This is a genomic window from Streptomyces sp. NPDC002623 (assembly GCF_053592635.1).
Window position 1 is genome coordinate 12201 of the sequence record NZ_JBSFWB010000004.1, and the last position, 22852, is coordinate 35052.

The following is a 22852-nucleotide window of genomic DNA, read 5'->3' on the forward strand; positions in this document are numbered from 1 at the left end:
CAATCGAAGGAGGACACGCGGGCAGAACACGCTGCCCGTCCACAGGTCCCGCGGTGCGTGCGCAAACCGGCCCGTGACGGGCAGGCTGAGAGGGCGACCGCTGTCGCCGACAACGTGATCGTCAGGCAAATGCAAGGCAATTGAGGAGCACGACGGTGATCCACGAGGTGGACGAGGTCCTCAAAAGCCTGCTCGAAGGCGGCGCACTGGCCGGCTCCGGCATCGAGGTCTCCTTCGAGGCCCCCACCCGCGACTGGGCCGCCCGCCGCAACGCCCCTGTGATCAACACCTACTTGTACGACATCCGCGAGGACGTGTCCCGTCGGCAGCGCGGCCAGATGGCGGTGCGCGACGAACGTGACGTCGTCGTGAAGCGCCGTCAACCCCCGCGCTGGTTCCGGCTGTCGTACCTGGTGACCGCCTGGACGCGGACCCCGCAGGACGAACACCGGCTGCTGTCCGCCGTGCTGGCGACGCTGCTGCCGCGCGAGATGCTCGCGGCCGACGAACTCCCCGGCTCCCTGGGCGCGCTGGGCCTCGCGGTGCCGGTGACCGTGGCCGGCATCCAGACCGAGTCCCGTTCCCTCGCCGAGATCTGGTCCGCCCTGGGCGGCGAGCTCAAGCCCTCCCTGGACATGGTGGTGACGGCGCCCTTCCCGGCGTACCCCGAGTACGACGCCGGGCCGCCGGTCACGGAGGGCGCGGCGGTCCGGCTGCGCGGTATCGACGGCGACCCGCCGGAGACGGGCGAGCGCGCCCACCGCCCGCACCAGGTGGCCGCGGCCCGCGCCGCCCGCGAGGCCGCGACCCGCCCGCCGGGCAAGCCGTGACCGACACGTACACCGGGCAACCTGCGATCGTCGCCGGGTCGACCGGGCTGCTCACCCGCCTCGCCGCGCTGCGCGAGCGGGTCGCCGCCCTCGTCGACCGGCGCGCCGCCACCGACCCCACGGCCGCCGACCCGCTGCGCGGCCTGTACCTCTCCGAGGACGCGGTACGCCATCTGCTGACCGGCGCGCCACAGCCCCCCGCGGACGGCCTCGCCCCCGCGCTCGACCCGCCCGACGCCCTCACCGCCCTGTGCGCCCGGCTCCGCCTCACCGAGTTCGACGCCGCGATCCTCCTCATCGCCCTCGCGCCCGATCTCGACCGCTCCTTCGAGCCGCTGTACGGCTATCTCAACGACGACGTGAGCCGACGGCGGGCCACGGTGGGGCTGGCCCTCGACCTGTGCGGGGCGCCCGCGCACCTGGCCGCGGCCCGGGCCCGCTTCCATGCCTCGGCGCCCCTGCACGCATACGGCCTGCTGGAGCTGGAGGAGCCCGAACGGCCCTTCCTGTCCCGCCTGTTGCGCGTCCCGGACCGGCTGCTCGCCCATCTCCTCGGCGACGACACCCCGGACGCGGCCCTGCACGGCCTCCTCCATGAACTCCCCCCGCCCCTGCCCGCCGCCGACGACGACTTCGTCGACCGGCTGGCGCACCGGCTGCGGGACGGCGGCCCGCTTACCGTCTATCTGCGCGAGCACCGCGAGGGCGACGGCCTGGCCGCGATCGCCTCGGCGCTCGGCGCCGCCGGCCTCGACGCCCTGCGCTTCACCGGCCCCGACGACCGCGTCCCCGACCTGCTGCGCGAGGCACGCCTGGCCCGCCGGGCGGTGGTCCTGTCCGGTCTGCCGGACAAACCCGGCCGGCTGATCGGCGCGCTGACCGACGCCCCGGACGTCACCGTCCTCCTCACCGACCCGCGCCCCTACGACCCGCACTGGTCCACCCACGACCCGCTGGTCCTGGACGCACCGCGCCGCAGGACGGGCGGGACGGCGGCCTGGGCGGTGGCGCTCGGCGCGGCGGAACCGGGATTCGACCTCGCCACCACCGTCGCCCCCTACCGCCTCGGCGGCGAGCGGATCGCGCGGGCCGCGCACGCCGCCACCGCGCTGGCCGCCTTCGAGGGCGGGCCGCTCACCGCCGACCACGTCCGCCTGGCCGCCCGCCAGCAGTCGGCGTCCGGCCTGGAACGGCACGCACGGCGGATCCGTCCCGACGTCGGCTGGACGGACCTGGTCCTGCCCGACCGCCCGCTGACCCAGCTGCACGAACTCGCCCTGCGGGCCCGGCACCGCGACCGCGTCCTGGGCGACTGGCGGCTGAGCGCGGGCGGCGGCCGCGGCAGAGGAGTGCTCGGCCTGTTCGCAGGCGAGTCCGGCACCGGCAAGACGCTCTCCGCCGAGGTCGTGGCCGCCGAACTCGGCCTGGACCTCTACGTCGTCCAGCTCTCCTCGGTCGTCGACAAGTACGTCGGCGAGACCGAGAAGAACCTGGAGCGGATCTTCACCGAGGCCGACCGCACCGACGCCGTGCTGCTCTTCGACGAGGCCGACGCCGTCTTCGGCAAACGGTCCGAGGTCAAGGACGCGCACGACAAGTACGCCAACATGGAGAGCGCCTACCTGCTCCAGCGCCTGGAGTCCTTCGACGGCATCGCGCTGCTCACCACCAACCTGCGCGCCAACATCGACGAGGCGTTCACCCGGCGCCTGGACCTGGTCGTCGACTTCCCGTTCCCCGACCCCGGCCAACGGCTCGCGCTGTGGCGGCACGGCCTGGCCCACGTCCCGTGCGCCGCCGACATCGACCTCGAGCCGCTGGCCAAGGACTTCGAACTCGCCGGCGGCTCGATCCGCAGCGCGGTCGTCACCGCCGCCTACCTCGCCGCCGGCCGCGACGAGCCGGTGGCCGACGGCGACCTCCTGGAGGGCGCCCGCCGCGAGTACCGCAAGGCGGGCCGCCTGGTCCCGGGCGAGGCCAACTGGTGATGCCCGCGCGTACGGGTCACCGGTCGCCGAGCGAGCCGATCAGCAGGAAGCCGGCGACCCCCGTGAAGACGAGGCCCATCACGACTTCGACGACAAGCCCGAACCCGGTGTCCAGGCCGTAGGCCAGCGCGTGCGTCGCCATGCGCACCGGCATGAAGCTCATGAACATCCAGGCGAACGTGCGGAAGACGAGCATGAAGAAGCCGTCCCACCACCCGAGCAGCAGCCCCCACAGCAGCAGTCCCAGGCCGAAATGAGCCACGTACAGCCGGGTGTTGAGCGTGCCGCCGGACTTCGGCAGGAACCACTGCGAGCCACCCGCCACCTCCACGCCGACGACTTCCCCGTGCCAGAGTCGCAGTGTGACCGGCTTGCCCTTCTCGGCCTTGTCATGGAAACCCGACGACACGTTACGGGCCTCCCGGGAACCGTCGGCCCGCTGCCAGGTGACCTCGTAGTGCGTGGTCGTGTCCGTGTACGTCCCACCGTTCGCGTCGGTGTGCGTCGTGGTCGTGGTGTAGGTGCGCCGCCCGACGACGGAACCCGCCTCGCCGTCGAAGCAGTCACCGGCGTCCCGCTCGCACGCCACGACCCCACGGAACTCCCGGATCTGCCGATACGGATCGGCGGCACCGGAGAGCGCCACCACGAGCACGGCCACCCCCAGCACAACCACCACCCACCGCCCGGCGGAACGCCCGGGCAACGATAAGCGGCGCAACGGCAGACGAAACCAGCGACGAGTCCTCATTCCCACCCCCTGGCGATCACCCGCGCCCACGGGGCGAATCGCTGCCCCCTTGATACCCGCTCACGCTGCACGGTCACCCGGCAACGCCCGAACAGCGCCCCTTTTCGTCACCTTCCGGAAACCGCAAGCGACGTGACGTGACAGGTCAGGCCCGCCGCGCGGCCCCCGTCGGCCAGACGACGTCAACGGGCAGCCCCGCCGCCCGCGCCTCCAGAACCGCGTCCGCCGTGCCTCCGCCCCTGCCGCTCGGAGGCTCCCCGTCCCAGACGGCGAAGAGCCTGTGCGCGCGCTGCAAAAGCACGCGGTTGGCGTCCTCGTACGCCGCCCGGTCCGCCCGCGGATGCGCCAGCACGACTACCTCGTCGGCGACCCCGACCAGCCGGTCGAAGACGACGGCGTGGTCGGGCCCGACCTGCTCCCGCCGGTAGTCCTGGGAGGGGACGACGGCGACAAGACGGCCCCCGAGCTCCAGGACGACCTCCGCGAAGAGCGAGTCGGCGCCCTGAGCGATGCAGGAGACACCCGTCAGCCCGCCGCCCGCATACGGCCGAAGCGCCGCACGCAACGCCTCGCGCACCAGCGGCACACTGGCCTCGGTCAGGTCTAGATGCCCGGTCACGGCTATGGCGATCACGTCACTCCTCGCTGCGGTGGGCCGACAGGCGTCCTGCGCGTCGCCACGTGCCGAACAACTCGCCGCATGGCTGACTTCCGCTTGATCAGCCGGTTCCCTTCGTGGTGTCGACGATCGGGACACCGCGCCCCCACAACTCCTCGGCATGTTCGGCGAAGCGGTCGAACATGCCGCTCTCTGCACGTCGGCGGACATGCATCAGCGGCGAGTCGTGGCCGACGAGCCGAGCCAGATGCGGAGTGACGAGGGCCTGGTCGTCCATGCGGAACACAGAGAGGCTCACGTGGTTCATCGCGTCCTCGGGGGCGCTGTAGCGGGCCTCGATGCCTTCGACGTCGCGCAGCCTGACGAGTTCTTCCAGGCTCATCCTGATGCGGGTGCTCACAGTGAGGGCGACGTCTTCGATCCGTTCGCGCTGGCGCGTCACTTCCCCAGCCGGGTCGCCCAGCAAGAACCGGACCTTGCACCCGCTCCGCGCCTTTCGTCGCAGCACGGAGGGGAAGGCGGGCACCTGAGTCCACAGAAAGTAGTTCGTGTACCCGGCGAAGAGCAGATCCGCGGATGCCTCGGAGATGAGCTCGGACCAGACGGTCGAGGGACACGCAGACCGGTAGGGGTAGGTCTGCACGATCTCCCGGTCGCCACCGGTCTTGAGCCGGTCCCGGACGGCCTTCGGCCACAGCATGTCGGCTTCAACTCCCAGCGCGCGCGACGCATCTTCCCTGTTCCTGGCGTGCGGGATCAACTCGTCGTCGTTGACCCAGCGTTCGACCGTCTTCCCTGAGACACCAACGCGAAGCGCAAGCTGTCGGGGAGACAGTCCGGCGGAATCCATAGCCGATCGTAAGGCTCTGTTCAAGTCTCCCCCAGACGACGTTTGGGCGTTTTCAACGCTAGCGCCCGGAAGTCCCAACTGTCTGCTTTTCGCGCCTGATTCGCCCCAGCCGGGCCATCACGATGAAGGCACAACAGACCCCGGCGACCGCGCGAACGGCCCCGGGGCGTGGCCAACGCCTCTCAGGAGCGTCGACATGTCGAACCGTACAACCCGCCCCCCGGACCGCCCACAGGGCGGCGGCATGACGATCCGGATCTACACCGTGGACCGCCACGGACAGGTCACCGACGACCGTGGTACCCGCGCCGTGCCCCATGAGGCCAGGCCGCTGCCCGCCGTGCAGGACACCAGGTTCCCGCCGTGCGGCTGCCCGAAGTGCCTTCCGGCGGCGGACCGGTGAACGCCCCGAGTCGCGAGAGCGACATGTCGAACGCTCCGTCCCCAGCCGGTTCCCCCCGCCCCGCCATGTGCGCCGCAGCCTCCTGGTTCCTGAGCCGGACGACGCTTCCCCGCCATCAGATCGTGCGGCTCTTCGACGACGACTTCCGGACCTTCCTGGAGCAGTTGATCCCGCAGATCGAGCAACTGGCCGGGACGAGAGCCGAGGACGATCTCCAGGCACTGGTCGCGCTGGCCGGAGTCGACGAGGCCCGCCGTCGGCTCGGTGTCGCCGAGCGGCCGGGGCTGAGCGGTGAGGTGGAACGCGTCCAGCAGCTCGCACGGTCGGTCGTGGCGCTGCGCGGCCACCACGACGCCCTGACCGACACCCTGCCCCACACCCACCCCTGACGGAAGTACGCCACGCCCCGGCGTGAGGGGCCCCACGGCGACCGCAGGGTCAGGGTCGCAACCAGCCAGGACAGCCGCCTCCCTCCCCCATCGACACAAGGAGCCTCCCCCCCCATGACCACACTGCTGGAATCACCCACTCGCCTCACGCCCGCCGGCATTACCTTCCTCGAACTTGAGATCACCCGGGAATGCCAGCTCACGTGTCCGGCCCACTGCTACGCCGAGGCCGGTCCCGGTGCCGGTCACGGCGGCATGACCGGGGACGACTGGCGGCGCGTCATCTCCGATGCCACCGGTATCGGCGTGAAGCAGGTGCAGTTCATCGGCGGTGAGCCGACCCGGCACCCCGAGTTCGCCGATCTCGTACGGCACGCCCTGGCCGAGGGGCTGCGTGTGCAGGTGTTCAGCAATCTGTACCGGGTCCGCGAGCCCTGGTGGGAGCTGTTCGCCCACCCCCGCGTATCCCTGGGCACCTCGTACTACTCGGACGACCCCGACGAACACGACGCCGTCACCAACCGCACCGGCAGCCACGCCAGGACGCGTGCGAACATCGCCGAGGCCATCCGGCGCGGTGTCCCGATCAAGGTGGGCGTCATCCACCTGCGCGACGGCCAGCGCACGGAACAGGCCCGTGTCGAGATGGAGGCGCTCGGTGCCACCCGTACACACGTCGACCGGGTACGCGGTGTGGGTAACGCCGCCCAGGTGCCGCCCTCGGTGACCGAGCTGTGCGGTGCCTGCGGTGACTCCCGCGCGGCCATCGGTCCGGACGGCGAGGTCTGGCCCTGTGTGCTCTCCCGTTTCCTGCATCCGGCCGGCAACGTGCGCCGCGCTCCCCTCGCCCAGATCCTCGGCGGCGACGCATGGGCGGCGCTGCTCTCGGCGATTCCTCGGCGGCGCGGGCGGGCGGGCTGTACCCCCGACGAGGACTCGTGCATGCCGTCGCCGGGTGACATCCCGTCCGTCAACCGCACGGACACTGCCTGCAACCCCGACAAGGACGGCTCCGACTGCGCCCCAGCCGAAACCCCGGCCTGCGCACCCAAGCACTGAGAGGGTGGATGCCATGGACTGGCAGACACACGCCCGTCGGCTGGCGGATGACGCCCTCCGGCCCGAGTCCCGTTGGCACGCGGCCCTCGCCGGCACGCCCCGGCATCTCTTCGTGCCTCGCTGGTGGGGGCACGCGGACGACGGCGGCGGCGGATGGGTCCTGCGGGAGGGCGCCGCCGACCCCGACAGCTGGCTGAAGACGGCCTACACCGACACCACCCTGGTCACGAGGGTCAGCGCGCTCCACGCCGACGAAGTGACCGATGAGCCTGCCGAACACATCGCACAGGGTCGCCCCACCTCGTCGTCCACCCTCCCCACGCTCGTCGTCACGATGTACCGCCACGCCTTCCTCCGGGACGACTCGCGCACGCTGGTCGTCACCGGTTCCGGCTACGGCACCGCCCTGGCGTGCACCCGGCTCGGCGACGAGTACGTGACCAGCGTCGACGTCGATCCGTACCTGGTGCAGAGCGCCGGGCAGCGGCTGGACGCCATCGGCCTGCACCCCGCTCTAGCCGTCTGCGACATCACGGGAGAACTACCCGGGCGCTTCGACCGGATCGTGTCCACTGTCGCGGTCGCTTCCGTTCCCGCGTCGTGGCTGCGCGCGCTGAACCCCGGCGGACGGCTGGTGACGACGCTCGCCGGTACGGGACTGCTCATCACCGCCGACAAGTCCGACGACGGCGGAGCGGTGGGCCGGGTCGAGTGGGATCGCGCCGCGTTCATGGCCGCCCGGCACGCCGCCGACTACCCCCTGCAGCGCGAGGAGATGCTCGCGAGCATCCAAGGCCGAGAAGGGGAGACCGTCACCGTCAGCCCGTTCCCCGTCGTGGACGTCCGCAACGGCTGGGAGCTGTGGAGCACCTTCGCCGTGCACCACCCACGCGTCGAGCACTGGTACGAGGATACCGACGGGCGCCGGACGGCATGGATGGCCCACCCCGACGGATCCTGGGCCCGCGCCACGGGCACCGGCGGCGAGCCCGCCGAAGTCCACCAGGGCGGCCCCCTGCGCCTGTGGGACGAACTGGACCGCATCCGCCGCTGGTGGCTGGCCGACGGCTACCTCAACACCTACGGAGCGAGGGTCACGGTCACTGCGGACGGCGTGACCGCACTCGCCCGTGGTGGGTGGACGGCCACCCTGGGATGACCGTCCCCACGGGCTGGAAGTCGGCTACTTCGCCGTCCACTTCTGGTTCGGGGTGCCCGAGCAGGTCCACAGCTGGAGCTTCGTGCCGTTGGCGGTGCCGTTGTCCTTGGCGTCGATGCACTTGTCGGCCTGGGGGTTGACCAGGTCGCCGGCCTGGCTCAGCACCCACTGCTGGGCGGGGTTGCCGCTGCAGTTGGCGAGCTGGATGACCGCGCCGTCGTCCCGCGAGCCCCAGGCGACGTCCATGCACAGGCCGAGCGAGCGCACCGTGCCGTCGCTCTTGAAGACCCACTTCTGGTTCGCCGACCCGGCGCAGTCCCACAGCTGGAGCGGGGTGCCGTCCTTGCCCTTGCCGTTCTGGGCGTTGGTGACGTCGATGCAGCGCTTCGAGCCGGTGCCGATGATGATGGCGCCGGGCACCGCGACCGGCGGCTTCGTGGTGCTCGTACCGCCCCCGGTGCTGCCCCCGCTCCCGCTGCCGCTGCCGCCGCCACTGCCCGACCCCGAGCCGCCGCCGGAGGCGGAACCGCCGGTGCCATTGTCCTGGGCCGGCGCGGAGGACGTCTGCACGGGCAGCGGGTCGGCGGAGGCGTCCACCCTCGGCGCGGACGGCGCGGAGACGGAGGGGCTGGGCAACGCCGTCGCGCCGGCCGACTCGGCCTTCGGCTGGGCCAGGGACCGCACCGACGGCTTGTACGTCAGCCAGATCATCACGAACGCGATCGCGACGGCGAGCATCAGGCTGAGCGCCGTCGCCAGCCAGCGGGGCAGGAAGCCGCGCTGGACGAACGTGCCGTCCACCGAGAGCGGGATCGCGCCCGAGCGCTGCACGTTCAGCGCGTACGGGCGCTGCTCCTTCGAGCCGAACCAGATGATCTGGCGCGGGCGCAGGGTCGTGTCGACGAACACCGCCCGCCCCGGCTCGATCTGCACGCTGCCGGGGCTGAACTCGTAGCCCAGGTGGTCGCCCATGTCGGCGCCCGCGACGGACGCCGTCACGCGCGTGTTGCCGAGGTTGTCGATGGCGAGGCGCGGGCGGCCCCGGAACCGCCCCTTCACCGTCGGCGGCACCAACTCGGCCCGCACCTCGGTGAACGGCGTGATCGTCAGATTCCCCTCGGGAACCGTCACCGCCTCCGGATGCTCCGTCGGCGTGATGCGCACCGCAAAGGGGTTCGGGCCGGCCGTCGCGTCCGGAGTGCGCGGCGGCGCGAACGTCAGCTCGACCGTCCCCGTCGTGCCCGGGTAGAGGCGGAGCGTCGGCGGCTCCACCGTCGTCCAGGGCGCCACACTCCCCACCGGCTCGAAGCGGTACTCGTCGACGACGTCACCGGTGTTGCGCACCCGCAGCCGTACGGTCGTGCTGCTGCCGGGGTCCACGGTCGCCGCGGCCGGTTCCAGAGAAGTCCACAGAGTCACCTGGCGACGTTACGACGCGGGCCGCGAGGCCGTCAGCAGGCCGTGGGGCACGACCGCTGCCCGAAAGGGACGAGCGGACGTGCCCGTTCACACGGTTTCAGACGTGGATCCGGCGGAGGCTCAGACGTCAGGCCTCAGGCCTCAGACCGTGAAGCGGACGGCTTCGAGTTGGAGGCCCGCCCCCATGACGCTGCCGCCGTAGATCCAGTCAGCCGGCTTGGTGCAGCCGACGCCCAGCCAGCCGCGGTCCTGGACATGCGGGTTCTGGCAGACGGAGCCGTCCGTGACCCCGATGGTGAAGCCCTCCATCGGCGAGACGGCCTCCTTGGTCTGGCCGATGTACATGTCGACCCCGTCGGCCGCGCTCGACCACTTGTCCTTGGTGTACCAGCCCTCGACGACGTGCGCGCCGTTGCCCCTTACTCCGCCGGTTCCCGCGGTGGCGATGTTGAGGGCCTTGATGGGCAGGGTCTTGCCGGTCGTGCCCGCGATCGCCCCGTCGCAGACGGGGTCCTGCCAGCCGTTGTCCGCCACGTAGGCGCGGTAGCAGATGTGCCGTCCGTCGCTGCGCGCCGCCAGTTTCAGCACGGCGTCGGCCGCCGTCTCCTGCTTGGGCTTCACGGGAGCCTCCGACTCGCTCCCGCCACCGTCCCCGCCGCTGCCGCCGCTGCCGCCGGCGGCCGGGGCCTGGCTGCTGGCGGGCGCCTCGACCACGGCGGGCGCCGTCGGGGTGGGCACCAGGACCGGGGCGCTGGGCGACGCCGAAGGGCTGGGCGCCAGGGTGCTGACACCGGCCTCCTCGACCTTCGGCTGGGCCAGGGACCGCACCGACGGCTTGTACGTCAGCCAGATCATCACGAACGCGATCGCGAGCGCCAGGGTCAGGCTGAGCGCCGTCGCCAGCCAGCGGGGCAGGAAGCCGCGCTGCACGAACGTGCCGTCCACGGACAGCGGTACCGCGCCCGAACGCTGCACGTTCAGCGCGTACGGCTGCTCCTCCTTCGAGCCGAACCAGATGATCTGGCGCGGGCGGAGCGTGGTGTTCACGAACACCGCACGCCCCGGCTCGATCTGCACATTGCCCGGCTGGAGCTCGTACGACAGCCGGTCCCCGTTGTCGCTGCCGCTCAGCGAGGCGGTGAGCTTGGTGTTGCCGACGTTGTCGATGGCGAGGCGCGGGCGGCCCCGGAACCGTCCCTTCACCGTCGGCGGCACCAACTCGGCCCGCACCTCGGTGAACGGCGTGATCGTCAGATTGCCCTCGGGGACCGTCACCGCCTCCGGATGCTCCGTCGGCGTGATGCGCACCGCAAAGGGGTTCGGGCCGGCCGTCGCGTCCGGAGTGCGCGGCGGCGCGAACGTCAGCTCGACCGTCCCCGTCGTGCCCGGGAAGAGACGCAGGGTCGGCGGCTCCACCGTCGTCCAGGGCGCCACACTCCCCACCGGCTCGAAGCGGTACTCGTCGACGACGTCACCGGTGTTGCGCACCCGCAGCCGTACGGTCGCCCGGCTGCCGGGGTCGACGGTGACGGACGAGGGTTCGAGGGAAGTCCACAGGCTCACACGCCGACGCTACGGTGCCGGTCGAGGGGAAGATCAGAAGCCACGGGGCAGAGCGGGTGCCCGGCAGGGCCGCCCCGGCTGCCCTTCCGTCCGGACGCGGCCGAAGGGTGCCCCCCGGTCTGCCCCCACGGCCCTGCCGGATCCGGCGACGGCGCGGTAAGGATGGGAATTTGCCACCGGTTCACCGGTTCACCGGCTCGGTCCCACCGTCGCCGATTCACCGTCTCCGTGCCGTTTCAGGGGTTCCCATGCGCAGCCAGGACCAGCCGAAGGATTCGAGCGTGCGCGGGGCGGGCGGTGCGCGGGCCCCGCGCACCCCGGGATCCGCGGTTCCCCCGCAGCACGCTCTCGCCACCCGCTCGCCCGAAGCGATCCTCGCCCTCCAACGGACCGCGGGCAACGCGGCGATGGCCCAGCTGGTGGCCCAACGCAGCGCCGGACAGGACCCCGACACCGTGCAGCGGGCCGCCGACTCCGTGCAGTCGGTGATCCGCTCTTCGGGCACCCCGCTCGACGGGGCCGTGCGCCAGGACATGGAGGCCCGGCTCGGCGCCGACTTCGGCGACGTACGGCTGCACACGGACACCGCCGCCCGGCAGTCGGCCGCGGCGGTCGGCGCCCGCGCCTACACCTCCGGCAGCCATGTCGTGATCGGCGACGGCGGCGGCGACCGGCACACCCTCGCCCACGAGCTGACGCATGTGATCCAGCAGCGGCAAGGCCCGGTCGCGGGCACCGACCACGGCGACGGACTGCGGGTCAGCGACCCCTCCGACAGATACGAGCGGGCCGCGGAGGAGAACGCACGCCGGGTACTGTCCGGCTCCGCGCCCGCCCCCTCTCACGGCCACGGCCACGACCATGCGCACGACCACGACCACGGTCACGCTCCCGCAGCGGAGTCGGCGTCCGGGGTGCAGCGCGCTCCCGCGCCCGGCGCCGCGCCCACCGTCCAGCGCGCGCGGACCGGCGGCATCGACGGTGTCGAGCCGCTGCCCGAGACCGACGCCTACTTCACGACCCAGTCCCCGGAGGGCGTCCTGGCCAAGGGCCAGTCCCCGAACGGCCTGATCAACGCCAAAGTGGACCACATGGGCGTCAAGAACCACCATCCGGCCGGCGTCACCCTGCGGTACTCGGACGACGGCACGCTCGCCGTCCACGACACCGACCGGGAGCCGAAGGAGTTCTACGCGACGAACACCGTCTTCCAGCAGGCGGTGGCCCAGCTGGCGCAGACGGGCAGCCAGTACACGCTCGTCCAGGGCGGGGCGCAGATCAGGACCCCGGTCGGAAATCTGACCAAGGTCACCCCGGTGACGGCGAACCCCGCCACCCAGCAGATGGCCGGCGGTTTCGCCGACCTGATCAAGGTGCAGTGCATCGACGTGGCGCGGCAGGTCGTCGGCAACTACCAGATGCAGCTGGTCATGGCGGGCAACGGCGCCAATGCCAATGCCCCGTGGGGCCAGAACGTGGGCGTCCCGCTGGCCGATCACCTCACGCAGAGCGTGGGCTTCGGCGGGACCACCGACGCGACGACCGCCGCGGCCGCGGCGACGACCGCCAACAACCAGGGCGGCCGCAGCGAACGGGACGTGGCCCGCGACTACGGCTCCACGCTGCGCGACCACCCCGCGCAGTCGGACGCCGCGGCGCGGAAGATGGGCATCAACCAGCACGCCCGGCCCGACGTCGGCGAGGGCTTCGCCACCCTCTCCATCGGCCACGACGACAAGATCGACTTCGCGACGGCGGCCCCGGGACAGAACTCCACCGACCGCAGCAATGTCGACGTGTGGAACTACCACTTCGCCGGGGTCGTGGCCCGCAGTCTCAACGGCGCGGACTGGGTGACGCTGGAGAACTACACCCGCAACCAGAACGCCCAGAAGGCGCTGAAGGACCTGGAGAGCAAGCTGCTCGACACCTACCGGGAGAAGACCAAGTCGATCTTCAACAACTACACGCCCCAGGAGCCCAAGAGCACCATGGAGAGCGAGCGGATCATCGAGATGCTCCAGAAGATCGCCCACACCACCCGCGCCAAGGCGATGGCGGAGTACCAGGCCCTCGGCATCGACCAGACGGCGTGGAAGGGCAAGTGGTTCTTCCGTCTGTACGGCTCCCAGGTGGGCGAGACCTTCCACGACAAGCAGTACGCGGGCGGCGCCGGCGACTTCGTGAACCCGCTGACCGTGCGGGTGCGCCGCGCCTGACCCGCCCGCCCGCGCACGGACGCCGAGGACCCGGTTTTGCCCTCGCGGCCACCAGGTCTGCCCGCAGACGTGCACCGGAGGCCGTTTCGGGGGACGCGCTTCGCGCGTGACGGTGAAAGAGTCCTGACGCGTACCCCGAGGAGAGCACAGCATGCCGTCCTACCTGTCGCCCGGCGTATACGTCGAGGAGGTGGCCAGCGGCTCCCGCCCGATCGAGGGGGTGGGCACCTCGGTGGCGGCCTTCGTCGGGCTCGCCCCGACCGGCCCCCTGAACGAGCCGACCCTGGTGACCAACTGGACCCAGTACGTGGCGGCGTTCGGTGACTTCACCGACGGCTACTACCTGGCGCACTCCGTCTACGGCTTCTTCAACAACGGCGGCTCGGCGGCGTACGTCGTGCGCGTCGGCGGCACCGCGGCCGGCGCGAGCGGCGACGCCAAGTCCCCCGCCGCGGTGGGCGGTTCCGCCGCCCAGGCGGCGCTGCCGGCCGGTGAGCCGAAGCAGCTCGGCACGTTCACCGTGACGGCCCTCGCGGCCGGCGCGAGCGGCGGCCCGCTGAGCGTCGAGGTCGCGGACGCGGAGGGCGAAGGCCCCGCCGAGCGCTTCAAGCTGATCGTCAAGGACGGCGACAAGGCCGTCGAGACCTTCGATGTGTCGGCGAAGAAGGGCAACCGCTCCTACGTCGTCACCCAGGTCAAGGAGCGCTCCAAGCTCATCGCCGTGGCCGAGGCCGCGCCGGCCGCACAGCTGGCCCGCCCCGAGAACCAGACGGTCGCGCTGGCCGCGCCGTCCGCCTCGGCCCCCGCCGTCCCGGGCGGCGCCCCCGACGACATCGCCTCCGTCGGCCCCGCGCAGTACCTGGGCGACAGCTCCGACCGCACCGGCTTCGGCGGCCTGGAGGCCGTCGACGAGGTGTCCATGGTCGCGGTGCCCGACCTGATGGCCGCCTACCAGCGCGGCGCGATCGACCTGGAGCAGGTCAAGGCCGTTCAGCTGGGCCTGATCGCGCACTGCGAGCTGATGGGCGACCGCGTCGCGATCATCGACCCGCCGCCCGGCCTGAACGCCCGTCAGATCCGGGTCTGGCGCCAGGAGACGGCCGGCTACGACTCCAAGTACGCGGCCCTGTACTACCCGTGGATCAAGTCCTTCGACCCGGCCTCCGGCCAGGCCCGGCTGATCCCGCCGAGCGGTCACGTGGCCGGCGTGTGGGCCCGCAACGACTCCGAGCGCGGCGTGCACAAGGCTCCCGCGAACGAGGTCGTGCGCGGCGCGGTGGACCTGGAGATCCAGATCACCCGCGGCGAGCAGGACCTGCTCAACCCGATCGGCGTGAACTGCATCCGGGCGTTCCCGGGCCGGGGCATCCGCATCTGGGGCGCCCGCACCCTCTCCTCCGACCCGGCCTGGCGCTACCTGAACGTCCGCCGGTACTTCAACTACCTGGAGGAGTCGATCCTGATCGGCACCCAGTGGGTGGTGTTCGAGCCGAACGACCACGCCCTGTGGGCCCGGATCCGGCGCAACGTCTCCGCGTTCCTCGTGAACGAGTGGCGCTCGGGCGCCCTGTTCGGCGCCCGCCCCGAAGAGGCGTACTACGTCAAGTGTGACGAGGAGTCCAACCCGCCGGAGTCGGTGGACCTCGGCCGGGTCATCTGCGAGATCGGCATCGCGCCGGTCAAGCCCGCCGAGTTCGTCATCTTCCGGCTGGCCCAGTTCTCCAGCGGGAGCGGGGAGCTGGAGGAGTAGGCCTCCAGCAGGCCTCCTCACCTCCGTATCCCTCTCCTCAACTCCCTCAGATCACTTAGAAGGAAAGCCAGATGAGTCTCCAGCCGGGTGACGCCCTTACTTCACATAATTTCGGCCTGCAGATCGACGGCGTGATGGTCGAGTACCTCGCCGAGGTCAGCGGCCTCAGCCTCGAACAGGACGTCATCGAGTACCAGCAGGTCTCCGCGCAGGGCAAGCCGGTCACCAAGAAGCTGCCCGGCGTGAAGAAGGCGGGCACCTGCACGGTCGTGCGCGGCATGACCCAGTCCGCGGCGTTCAACCAGTGGATCACCGAGTCGATCAACGGCGTGATGGGCACCGCCCGCAAGAACGCCACGATCATGGTGATGGACTACCAGAACAACCCGGTCAAGCGGTACAACATGCGCAACGCCTGGTGCAGCAAGATCGACACCAGCTCGGTGAAGGCCGGCGAGGCCTCCGCGCTGACCGAGACCGTGACGATCACGTTCGAAGAACTGGTCATCGAGTAATGCGGCGTACGGCTGTCCGGGCGGCGGCGGCGAGCGGGGAGCCGCATGAGGCGCTCCCGCCCGCGACCGCCGTGCCCGAATCCACCTTCGCGGGGCAGGCGGCTCCCGCCGCTGCCCCGGCTCCCGCCCCGGCGGCGTACCGGCTGCAAACGGAGTTCCCCTTCGAACTGCCGCGCGGTTACGTCGACGAGGCGGGCACGGTCCACCGCGACGGCGTGATGCGGCTGGCGACGGCGCGGGACGAACTCGTCCCGCTCCGCGACATCCGCGTCCAGGAGAACCCGGCGTATCTGTCGGTGGTGCTGCTGGGCCGGGTCATCACCCGGCTCGGCAGCCTGCCGCTGGTCCACGACGGCGTCGTGGAGAGCATGTTCGCCTCCGACCTGGCGTTCCTCCAGGACTTCTACCGCCAGATCAACGCCGAGGGGCACACCCGCGCCTCGGTGCAGTGCCCCCACTGCTCGGAACCCTTCGAGGTGGAACTCGGCGGGAGCCGCCTGGGGGAATCGTGACGTACGCGACCGACCGGATGCACGAGGAGATCGCGTACGTCGCCTACCACTTCCACTGGAGCCAGGACGAGATCCTGGACCTGGAACACCACGACCGGCGCCGTTACGCCGACCAGATCGCGTCCCTGGTGACCCGGGGCGGGGCGGAGGGCTGAGGCATGGGGTTCCTGGAACGGCTGCGGGGCGGACGCGGGGGGCGCGAAGGGCGCGAGGGGCGCGAGGGGCGCGCAAACGGCTCGGGTACGCCGTCGGCGACAACGCCGGCCCCGGCTGGCGGCCGGACGGATACGACATCGGCCCCGGCGGCGACCTCGGCATCGGCTCCGGCATCCGCGCCGCGGGTCGTCACGGCCGCGTGGCCGTCGCTCCCGCCCATCCAGCGGACGGCGGCCGGGGGCACGTCGGGGGTCGCGGACGCCGGCTTCGGCGGCCGACTGGCGACCTGGCAGAACCCTTCCTTCACCGCCACCGGCTCCCCCGCGGTCCTGGACTCGGGGCCGGGCGGCCGGATGAGCAGCCTGCGGGTCGCTCCACCGGTCGAACAACCCCAGCGGGTGGTTGCGCCGCCTCGGGCCACGCCTCTGCAGCGTGCGGTTCCTTCCGCTCCCTCAGCCCCTTCAGCCCCTTCAGCTCCTCCGACTCCTTCGGTCGGGATACCGGTGCGGCCGTCCGTGCAGGCGGCTCCCGCGTACCCGACGACGGCGTCGGTTCCCACGCCTCAGGCCCCGGTTCCGGCTCCTGCTCCTGCTCCTGCTCCTGCTCCGGTTGCCGCTGCCTCCGCCGCGCCGCCGATGCCTGTGGTGGCGGCACGATCGACGACGCCTGCGACTCCGGCTCCCGCCGCCTTCCCGACTCGGGGCATCCGGGTGTCCCCGGCGAGCCCCGGCCCGGCGACGGCACCGGCCTCGGCCCCGTTGACCAGGTCCGTGTCGGCACCGGTCCAGCGCCGTACGCTGCCCGCCCGGCCGACGCCCGCACCCGCGTCGACGTCCGCCTCCGCCGGTTCCGCGCAGGCCTCCGGCCGGGGCACGGCCACCGACGCCGGAGGCACCCCGCCCGCCAAGGAACCCGCGCCGGGCCCACGACCGGCCCCCTCGGCCTCTCCAGCTCCCTCGACCTCGTCCGCCGCAGCGGGACCGACGGCGGCGAGGGCGGGCGGCACGCCGTCCCCGACCCTGAGCGGGTCCCCGGGCGTGTCCCCGGCCCCGGCGTCCGGTGGGCAGCCGGTGGGGATTCAGCGGGCGGTACCCCGCCATGAGCAGGCCGCGCCCGCCGCCTCCCGTCCGACGACGCCCGGTCCGGACCCGGTCCGAGTGCAGCGTGCGGTACCAGTACCGGTCGCGGGTGACGCCGGCCCCTCGCCGGCAGCCGGTGCCACACCCGCCAGGCCCACCACGCCCACCACACCCGCCGTGCCCACCGGCCCCGCCCGGCCGTTCCCCACGACCACGCCGACCACGCCGACCACGGCTGCCTCGCCTCCTGCGCCGGGAAGTTCACCGTCTCCGGGGACGTCGAGAACCGCGCCGACTCCGCCCGTCGCCTCCGCGGGACCCCCCGCGGCGAGCACCGCGCCCAGCGTGCAGCGGGCCGTCACGGGGCGGACGGCATCGTCGCCCCCGAGCAGCCCGCCGCCGACACCCGCCGCGGCCACACCGCACCCCGTGAGCAGCCGACCCGCCCCCGCCGACACCCGCACCGGGTCGTCGGCCGCCCGCACTTCCGGCTCCGTTCCCGCGCGCAGCACTGCCGCCACCCCGGCGACGGCACCGCCCGCCGCCGTACAACGCGCGGCAACGCCACTTGCCCCGGCCCCGGCCGCCACCCCCGCCTCCACCCCCGCCTCCACCCCCGCCTCCGCCTCCGCCTCCGCCTCCGCCTCCGCCTCCGCCTCCGCCGACAGCGGTCGCACCTCGCCCCCGGCCGTGCAACGCGCAACGACGGCACCCCGTCCGACTGCGGGCCCGACCTCGGCCCCCGCCCCGATCCCTGGCCCGTCGGTACCGACCTCCGGTGACGCCGGTCGGACATCGCCCCCCGCCGTGCAGCGAACCACACCGGCACCCGGCGCGGCCTCGAGCCCGGCCTCAGCCCCGCGTTCGGCCTCCAGCGACGCTGGCCGGACGTCGTCCCCGTCCGTACAGCGGACGGCACCGGCAACCAGCTCAGCCTCCGCCCCCTCCCCCGGTGCGCCCCCGACCTCGACCCCGACCGTGCAGCGCGCAGCGACGGCCCCCGGCGCGACCACTTCGCCCGCCCCCGTCGTCCCCACCCGGCCCGTCGCCGCGAGCGGTTCGACGCCGACGTCCCCCAGCCGCCCTGCCGCCGAAGCCGGTTCCGGACAGCCGTCGTCCGCGACGAGCGTCCAGCGGGCGGTCGGCCCCGGCGCGGCCACCCCCCGACCCCGCGCAGGCCTCGGCGCCCCCACGAGCCTCCCTCCGGACCGCCCGCGTCCGACGACACCCGCCAACGCCCCGGCGCCCGCTCCCCGTACAACCACCGCGACGCCCCCGGCGAACCTCGCCGACCTCGCGCCCACCCCCGGCACCCCGAGTTCACGGACGGAGCCGCTCCCCGCGCTCCAGCGCTCCACCCCCCTCGGCGCCCCCGTCCAGCGCACCGCGGCGGCACCGACGCCCCCCGCGCAGCCCTCCCGCCCCGCGCCCGCGCGCCCCGCACTGGGCAGCCCCCTCTCCGCCCGCCCCGCCGACGCCAAGCCGCTCGCCGCGCCGAGCGCCACCCCCGTCGCGCGCCAGGCCGACGCCCCCCGTACGACGACGTCCCCCACGCCCCCCGTCGTACAACGCGCCACCGCAACACCCACGGCCCCCCACCTCCCGCGGCCCGCTTCCACCTCCCCTGCCGCACCAGCCACCCCCGTCACCCTGCCGATGCCCATCGCGCTGCCGATGCCCGCGCAGGCGACACCAGCCACCCCCGCTTACCCCACGGCCTCCCCGACCGCCTCCCCCACCACCTCCCTCACGACCTCCCCCCTCCGCTCCGTCACCCGCGCAGTGCGCCCCATGACGACAACCGCCAAGTCCCCGACGCCCGCTTCCGCCCCCTCCGTCGTGCAGCGCCGCGCGGCCGCCGCACCGCCCGTACCACTGCGCCGCTCCGCACCCGGCGCGCCCGCAGGCCTTCCCGTGGCCCGCCCGTACCCCACGCCCACGCCCACGCCCTCGGTCGGGGCCGCAGCCGCCGCCCCCGCAACCCCTCTCCCGGGCATCGCATCGCTCCCCCCGGGCGCCCATCTCCCCGCCACACCCCTCCCGCCCGCTCAGCCCACCGCCCCCGCCGCCGCCACTCCCCCCACGATCCAGCGACGTGCCGCGGCCGCCCCGCCCGCGCCGCCCGCCGGGGTGCCGAAGACCCCCCGCCCCGCCACCGCCGGCCCGCCTCCCGGTTCCGGCGGCGCCCAGAGCTCCTCGAACTCCGCGAGCCCGGCGCACGCCGAGCCGCACCCGGGGTTCGATCCGCGCTCGCTCACCGACTTCCAGCTCGACGAGCTGACGCACCGTCTGACCGGGCGCATCACCCGGCTCCTGCGCACGGAACTGCGACTCGACCGCGAACGGATCGGCAGGCTCCGCGACCCCCGCCGCTGACCGACAGGCGCCCTTCCCGCCCCCACTCCCCTCCCGCACTCCCAGAAAGGCCAGGCGGCTCCGATGCCCTCCGATCTCGACCCGGGCTCCACGATCTTCTTCACCCTGACCATCGACGGAGAGAGCCTCGGCTACTTCAACGGGTGTGAGGGACTCTCGTCCCAGGTGGAGATCGAGCACCGCCAGGAGGGCGGGAACAACGGCTTCGTCTGGGCGCTGCCGTCCCGTGTGACGTTCTCCAACATCCGGCTGACCCGGCCCCTCACCCCGGACACCACCAAGGTCGCCAAGTGGATCTCCTCGGTGACCACCGGGGTGACCCGGCCGACCGCCCAGATCGCGGCCCTGCGCGCGGACGGCTCGGAGGTCGCCCGGTGGGGCCTGATCGACGTGCTGCCGGTCAGCTGGCAGGGGCCGTCGCTCAACCCGGACAGCCCCGGCGTGGCGACTGAGGTCCTGGAGATCACCCACCACGGCTTCACCGACTGACCACCAGGACGAGCACAGCGCGCACGACGAGCACAGCGAGCACGACGACCAGCACAAGGCAGGGAGTGACAGGCCATGGCCAAGGGAAGCAAAGGCGGCGCCGGCAAGAGCCTGGTCCGTGCGACCCTCGCGATCCACGAACCGCCGGTGGGCACCAGCACCACGCCCGGCGGGCTGATCAAGTCGTTCGGGTTCGACTTCAACCCGTCGCAGCTGCAGCTCGGCCGGAAGGCCCAGTGGAAGGTCACGCCGACCGCGGCCGTCCGGGACGGCTCCGTACCGGAGTTCATGGGTCCGGAACCGCGCCAGATGACCGTGGAGATCTTCCTCGACTCCTCCGACCAGCCCGGCAGCAACACCGTCCTGAAGAAGGTCGAGTCGCTGCTGGAGTGCTGTGAGGTGACGACGAAGAGCATCGCCGCCAAGCAGCCCTCACCGCCGTGGGTGGTGTTCCAGTGGGGTTCGTTCTCGACGGCCCGCTTCACCGCCTATGTGAGCAGCATCGACGTCACGTACTCGCTGTTCGGCACGACCGGCGTCCCGATCCGTGCCACGGCGCAGGTGCATCTGCACGAGATCCCGAGCAAGACGAAGGGCCAGAACCCGACCTCGGGCGCGCTCACGGCCCAGCGCGTGCACCGCGTCGTCGCCGGCGACTCGCTCCAGTCGCTCGCCTGGCGCGAGTACGGCGACGCGTCCGCCTGGCGGTCGATCGCCGAGGTCAACGGCATCGACGACCCCTCCCGGCTGCCGACCGGCATCGAGCTCGTCATGCCGGCCGTAGAGGAGGTGCGCTACTAGTGGTCCAGTCCGCGTTCTCCAGCGTCATCCAGGTCACGCTGGGCGGCCGTCCCCTCCCCGTCGACTTCGCGCCGCTGCTCGTCGAGGGCTGGGTGGACCAGGGGCTCGGTGTCCCGGCCGCCTTCCGGCTGACGTTCCGCGACCCGTACCGCCAGGTCCTCGGCAAACTGGGCGTCCGGTTCGGCACCCCGGTGGTCCTCGCGCCGATCGCGGACGGCAAGGGCGCGGCCGACCCGCTCCTCACAGGCGAGGTCTGCGGCATGGAGGCGGACTACGACGGCACCGGCACCTTCACGGTCATCCGGGGCTACGACTTCGGTCACCGGCTGATGCGCCAGCGCCGGGTCGCCGCGTACCGCAACCAGAGCGCCTCGGACATCGCCCGCAAGCTGGCCGCGCAGGCCGGCGTCCCCGTCGGGAAGATCCAGTCGACCAAGACCGTCTACGAGTTCATCAGCCAGGCCAACGTCACCGACTGGGACTTCCTCGCCCGGCTCGCCGACGAGAACGAGATGGTCATGTCGGTGGACTCCAAGGGGAAGTTCCAGTTCCTCAAGCCCGACCCGGCCTCGGGCGCGCCGCCCACCTCGACCCCCGGTGAGAAGAGCCCGTTCGTCATGGAGGCGGGCACCGACATCCTGCGGCTGCGGGCCGCCGTCACCGCCGCCGAGCAGGTCGGCACCGTCGAGGCGCGCGGCTGGGACGTCACGACGAAGAAGAAGCTCACCGCGACCGCGCCCGCGAAGACCAACCCGGGCATCAGCATCGGGACGACCCCCGGCGAGGCCTCCGCCAAGTTCAAGCCGGCCAAGCTGGTCGACGCGCAGACGCCGTACGACCGGCAGTCGGAGGTGAAGTTCGCCGCCGAGGCGCTCGCCGACGACGTCACCGGCTCGTTCGCCGAGCTGGAGGTCGTCGCGCGCGGCACCCCGAAGCTCCGCCCGGGCCTGCCCGTCACGCTCGCGGACGTGGGCGCCCCCTTCGAGGGCAAGTACACCGCGACCTCCGTACGGCACGTGTTCGGCGACGGCAAGCACTACGAGGCCTGGGTCACCGTCAGCGGACGGCAGTGGCGGTCGCTGTTCGGCCTGACCTCCGGCGGCGGGGGAGGCGGTGCGACCAGCGGCCTGAACCTCCCCGGCACGACCAACGCGCTCGTCACGGACGTCCAGGACCCGCTCAAACAGGGCAGGGTGAAGCTCCAGTTCCCCTGGCTCGACGACCTCTACATCAGCGACTGGACGCGGGTCGTGCAGTGGGGCGGCAAGGCCGGCGGCTCCATCTTCCCGCTCGACGTCGGCGACGAGGTGCTGGTCGCCTTCGACCGGGGCGCCCTCGACCACCCGTACGTCATCGGCGGCCTCTACAACGGCAAGGACAAGCCGACCCCGGTCAAGGACGTGCCGCTGCACGACGGGGCCCGGCGGCGCGCCGTCCGGCACACCCTCTCCGACCGTGACGGCAACCGCGTCGACCTGCTCAGCCAGACCACCGGCGGCCGCAAGCAGGGGGTCCGGGTCACCTCCGGCGACGACCGGCTCGTCATCAACCTGGACCGCACGAAGACCGAGATCACCATCGACAGCAAGGGCGACGTCAGCATCAAGGGCAGCCGCGCGGTGTCCGTCGAGGCCGGCACCGACCTCACGCTCAGCGCGCGCCGCAACCTCACCATCAAGAGCGGCGCCCTGTTGACCATCCGGGGCAGCTCGGTCAACGTCAAGTCGATGACGGGCGTGCTGTCGGTGGACTCGGCCGGTCTGCTCAGCCTCAAGTCGGCCGGCGCCGCGATGGTCAGCTCGCTCGGCACCGTCCAGGTCAACGCCACCGCCAACGTCGGCATCAGGGCCGCGACCCTCATGCTCCAGGGCGTGGTGATGGTCAACAGCAAGCCGTACCCGCTGCCATGACGGCCCGCATCACCG

At 72.5% G+C, this 22852-nt stretch carries 22 protein-coding genes; 15 read left to right on the forward strand and 7 right to left on the reverse strand.

Going from position 1 to position 22852, the window contains the following annotated elements:
• Window positions 1-155: 155 nt before the first annotated feature.
• Window positions 156-830, forward strand: coding sequence for a DUF4255 domain-containing protein (locus ACWD4O_RS08090; RefSeq protein WP_451278565.1), 675 nt, complete (start codon window positions 156-158; stop codon window positions 828-830).
• Window positions 827-2818: an AAA family ATPase gene (locus ACWD4O_RS08095; protein WP_451278567.1), complete on the forward strand. Its 1992-nt coding sequence runs from the start codon at window positions 827-829 to the stop codon at window positions 2816-2818. Before ACWD4O_RS08090 ends, ACWD4O_RS08095 begins: the two co-directional genes overlap by 4 nt.
• Window positions 2819-2834: 16 nt before the next feature.
• Here ACWD4O_RS08095 and ACWD4O_RS08100 read toward each other — a convergent pair whose 3' ends face one another.
• The 3 genes from ACWD4O_RS08100 to ACWD4O_RS08110 form a co-directional block, all read right to left on the reverse strand.
• Complete coding sequence (locus ACWD4O_RS08100; protein WP_451278569.1) at window positions 2835-3494, reverse strand: hypothetical protein; 660 nt, start codon at window positions 3492-3494, stop codon at window positions 2835-2837.
• Window positions 3495-3714: 220 nt separating this feature from the next.
• On the reverse strand, window positions 3715-4203 hold the full coding sequence (locus ACWD4O_RS08105) for a hypothetical protein (RefSeq protein WP_451278571.1): 489 nt from the start codon (window positions 4201-4203) through the stop codon (window positions 3715-3717).
• An 85-nt stretch (window positions 4204-4288) separates the two neighbouring features.
• On the reverse strand, window positions 4289-5038 hold the full coding sequence (locus ACWD4O_RS08110) for a DUF5919 domain-containing protein (RefSeq protein WP_451278573.1): 750 nt from the start codon (window positions 5036-5038) through the stop codon (window positions 4289-4291).
• 196 nt (window positions 5039-5234) lie between these two features.
• Here ACWD4O_RS08110 and ACWD4O_RS08115 point away from each other — a divergent pair, with 196 nt between their 5' ends.
• The 4 genes from ACWD4O_RS08115 to ACWD4O_RS08130 all read left to right on the forward strand — a co-directional run bounded on the left by ACWD4O_RS08115 (window position 5235) and on the right by ACWD4O_RS08130 (window position 8048).
• Window positions 5235-5441, forward strand: coding sequence for a hypothetical protein (locus ACWD4O_RS08115; protein ID WP_451278575.1), 207 nt, complete (start codon window positions 5235-5237; stop codon window positions 5439-5441).
• 65 nt (window positions 5442-5506) lie between these two features.
• Entirely contained in the window at window positions 5507-5830 is a 324-nt protein-coding gene (locus ACWD4O_RS08120) for a DUF6415 family natural product biosynthesis protein (protein ID WP_451278577.1), read from the forward strand.
• Between the two features lie 114 nt (window positions 5831-5944).
• Complete coding sequence (locus ACWD4O_RS08125; protein WP_451278579.1) at window positions 5945-6889, forward strand: radical SAM protein; 945 nt, start codon at window positions 5945-5947, stop codon at window positions 6887-6889.
• A gap of 13 nt (window positions 6890-6902) precedes the next feature.
• The gene (locus tag ACWD4O_RS08130; protein WP_451278581.1) at window positions 6903-8048 is read left to right on the forward strand and encodes a protein-L-isoaspartate(D-aspartate) O-methyltransferase; all 1146 of its coding nucleotides are present in this window, start codon (window positions 6903-6905) and stop codon (window positions 8046-8048) included.
• 24 nt (window positions 8049-8072) lie between these two features.
• Here ACWD4O_RS08130 and ACWD4O_RS08135 read toward each other — a convergent pair whose 3' ends face one another.
• On the reverse strand, window positions 8073-9467 hold the full coding sequence (locus ACWD4O_RS08135) for a ricin-type beta-trefoil lectin domain protein (protein ID WP_451278583.1): 1395 nt from the start codon (window positions 9465-9467) through the stop codon (window positions 8073-8075).
• A gap of 141 nt (window positions 9468-9608) precedes the next feature.
• The gene (locus tag ACWD4O_RS08140) at window positions 9609-11030 is read right to left on the reverse strand and encodes a hydrolase (RefSeq protein WP_451278585.1); all 1422 of its coding nucleotides are present in this window, start codon (window positions 11028-11030) and stop codon (window positions 9609-9611) included.
• A 248-nt stretch (window positions 11031-11278) separates the two neighbouring features.
• Between ACWD4O_RS08140 and ACWD4O_RS08145 the strand changes: the two genes are divergently transcribed.
• The 5 genes from ACWD4O_RS08145 to ACWD4O_RS08165 all read left to right on the forward strand — a co-directional run bounded on the left by ACWD4O_RS08145 (window position 11279) and on the right by ACWD4O_RS08165 (window position 16181).
• Window positions 11279-13249, forward strand: a complete 1971-nt coding sequence (locus ACWD4O_RS08145) for an eCIS core domain-containing protein (RefSeq protein ID WP_451278587.1) — start codon at window positions 11279-11281, stop codon at window positions 13247-13249.
• A gap of 151 nt (window positions 13250-13400) precedes the next feature.
• Complete coding sequence (locus tag ACWD4O_RS08150) at window positions 13401-14999, forward strand: phage tail sheath family protein (protein ID WP_451278589.1); 1599 nt, start codon at window positions 13401-13403, stop codon at window positions 14997-14999.
• A 71-nt stretch (window positions 15000-15070) separates the two neighbouring features.
• Entirely contained in the window at window positions 15071-15514 is a 444-nt protein-coding gene (locus ACWD4O_RS08155) for a phage tail protein (protein ID WP_020132887.1), read from the forward strand.
• Complete coding sequence (locus ACWD4O_RS08160) at window positions 15514-16026, forward strand: hypothetical protein (protein WP_451278591.1); 513 nt, start codon at window positions 15514-15516, stop codon at window positions 16024-16026. Before ACWD4O_RS08155 ends, ACWD4O_RS08160 begins: the two co-directional genes overlap by 1 nt.
• Complete coding sequence (locus ACWD4O_RS08165) at window positions 16023-16181, forward strand: DUF6760 family protein (protein WP_351906007.1); 159 nt, start codon at window positions 16023-16025, stop codon at window positions 16179-16181. Before ACWD4O_RS08160 ends, ACWD4O_RS08165 begins: the two co-directional genes overlap by 4 nt.
• 563 nt (window positions 16182-16744) lie before the next feature.
• Here ACWD4O_RS08165 and ACWD4O_RS08170 read toward each other — a convergent pair.
• Together ACWD4O_RS08170 and ACWD4O_RS08175 are read right to left on the reverse strand one after the other, a co-directional pair.
• Window positions 16745-17188, reverse strand: coding sequence for a hypothetical protein (locus tag ACWD4O_RS08170; protein ID WP_451278593.1), 444 nt, complete (start codon window positions 17186-17188; stop codon window positions 16745-16747).
• Between the two features lie 72 nt (window positions 17189-17260).
• Window positions 17261-17938, reverse strand: coding sequence for a hypothetical protein (locus tag ACWD4O_RS08175; RefSeq protein ID WP_451278595.1), 678 nt, complete (start codon window positions 17936-17938; stop codon window positions 17261-17263).
• Window positions 17939-18239: 301 nt separating this feature from the next.
• On the opposite strand from ACWD4O_RS08175, the gene ACWD4O_RS08180 reads away from it, so the two are divergent.
• The 4 genes from ACWD4O_RS08180 to ACWD4O_RS08195 all read left to right on the forward strand — a co-directional run bounded on the left by ACWD4O_RS08180 (window position 18240) and on the right by ACWD4O_RS08195 (window position 22837).
• Window positions 18240-19637 (forward strand): hypothetical protein, encoded by a 1398-nt coding sequence (locus ACWD4O_RS08180; RefSeq protein WP_451278597.1) that lies wholly within the window; start codon window positions 18240-18242, stop codon window positions 19635-19637.
• A gap of 63 nt (window positions 19638-19700) precedes the next feature.
• Complete coding sequence (locus ACWD4O_RS08185) at window positions 19701-20126, forward strand: phage tail protein (protein ID WP_358802384.1); 426 nt, start codon at window positions 19701-19703, stop codon at window positions 20124-20126.
• A gap of 75 nt (window positions 20127-20201) precedes the next feature.
• Window positions 20202-20927 (forward strand): CIS tube protein, encoded by a 726-nt coding sequence (locus tag ACWD4O_RS08190; RefSeq protein ID WP_451278599.1) that lies wholly within the window; start codon window positions 20202-20204, stop codon window positions 20925-20927.
• The gene (locus ACWD4O_RS08195) at window positions 20927-22837 is read left to right on the forward strand and encodes a VgrG-related protein (protein WP_451278601.1); all 1911 of its coding nucleotides are present in this window, start codon (window positions 20927-20929) and stop codon (window positions 22835-22837) included. Before ACWD4O_RS08190 ends, ACWD4O_RS08195 begins: the two co-directional genes overlap by 1 nt.
• Window positions 22838-22852 lie beyond the last annotated feature (15 nt).